The organism is Streptomyces sp. NPDC007162 (genome assembly GCF_040634175.1).
Taxonomy (GTDB): Bacteria; Actinomycetota; Actinomycetes; order Streptomycetales; family Streptomycetaceae; genus Streptomyces.
On record NZ_JBEYFC010000986.1, the window covers coordinates 1 to 1,463 of the forward strand.

A 1,463-nucleotide genomic window follows, 5' to 3' on the forward strand; every position below is an offset into this window, starting at 1 on the left:
GGCGCCGAGAACACCCTGGTCACCAGGAACCTGGTCACCGGCAACTCCGGCAAGTCCCCGCTGTCGGGCGGCGTCGTGATCTTCAAGAGCTTCGTGGGCGCCACCAGCGACAAGAACAGCGTCACCGACAACAGCCTGTCGGACAACGCCCCCGCCGACCTGGTCAACCAGGAGGCCGCCAAGCACGGCAACGCCTTCAAGGGCAACTCGTGCAAGAAGTCCAAGCCCGCGGGTCTGTGCTGACCGGTCGGACGTACGACACCCCCACAAGGAAGGAAGGCGGCACATGACCGCACCAGCACGCGACCTCTCGGCGCCCGCGAAGGAGTCCGGGGCGCCGTCGCAGGAGGGCGCTCCGCCGCCGTCGATGCGGCTGCGCGAGCTCGTGTTCGGGGCGGCGTGTGCCGCCGCCGTCCGCGCGGCCGCCCGACTGCGGGTCGCCGACGCGCTCGGGGACGCCCCCATGACCGTGGAGAGCCTGGCGTCCGCGGTGCGCACCGACCCCAAGCCGCTGCGGCGGCTGCTGCGCGCGCTGTCCTGCTACGGCGTCTTCGCCGAACGCCCGGACGGCACGTTCGCGCACACCGACACCTCCCGGCTGCTGCGCGAGGACGACCCGCACAGCCTGCGTTACATCGCCCTGTGGTGCACCGAGCCGTGGACCTGGGACGCCTGGCCGAGGCTCGACGAGGCCGTGAAGAGCGGCCGCAACGTCGTCGAGGACCTCTACGGCAAGGAGTTCTTCGTCTACCTGAACGAGGACGCGCCGGAGTCGGCGGACGTCTTCAACCGGGCGATGACCACCTCCAGCGAGCAGTCGGCCCGTGAGGTCGCCGCCCTGCTCGACCTGTCCGGCAGCCGGTCGGTCGCGGACCTCGGCGGCGGGCAGGGGCACGTGGTGGCCTGTCTGCTGGACAAGTACCCGGCGATGAGGGGCTACCTGCTGGATCTGCCGAAGGTGGTGGACAAGGCGTTGCCCCGGCTGCGCGAGGGCGGTGACCTCGCGGACCGGGCGAGCATCGTGCCGGGCGACATCCGCGAGGCCGTGCCGGTCGACGCGGACGTCTACGTCATCAAGAACATCCTGGAGTGGGACGACGAGTCCACCGCGCGGCTGCTCGCCAACGTCATCGCGGCCGGCGGTCCCGGGGCCCGGGTCGTGGTCATCGAGAACCTGGTCGACGACACCCCGTCGATGCGGTTCAGCACCGCGATGGACCTGCTGCTGCTCCTGAACGTCGGCGGGGCCAAGCACACCACCGACAGCATGGTGCGGCGGCTGACCGAAGCGGGGCTGACCGTCCAGGACATCAGTCCCGTCAACCCCTATCTGCACGCCTTCGACTGCGTGGTGCCCGCCTCCTGAGCCGCTCCGGACACGCCGGTGCCGGGCCCGCGTCCGACGTGGGGAGGCATGCCTGAAGGAACTCGGCCTCGCCTACCGCGTCATCAAACTGGCCGCC

1 protein-coding gene and 1 pseudogene are annotated in these 1,463 nt (G+C 70.7%); both read left to right on the plus strand.

The window, feature by feature from the left end:
• Positions 1-243: pseudogene (locus ABZ646_RS46510) on the plus strand (hypothetical protein); the annotation flags it as partial.
• A 124-nt stretch (positions 244-367) separates the two neighbouring features.
• A complete protein-coding gene (locus tag ABZ646_RS46515) occupies positions 368-1,366 on the plus strand; it encodes a methyltransferase (RefSeq protein ID WP_360533817.1) in 999 nt (332 codons plus the stop codon).
• Positions 1,367-1,463: the final 97 nt, after the last annotated feature.

What these genes read in the sequence shown, in the direction of transcription:
- ABZ646_RS46515 (WP_360533817.1), top strand. Translation starts at nt 368, where the DNA reads ATGCGGCTGCGCGAGCTCGTGTTCGGGGCGGCGTGTGCCGCCGCCGTC.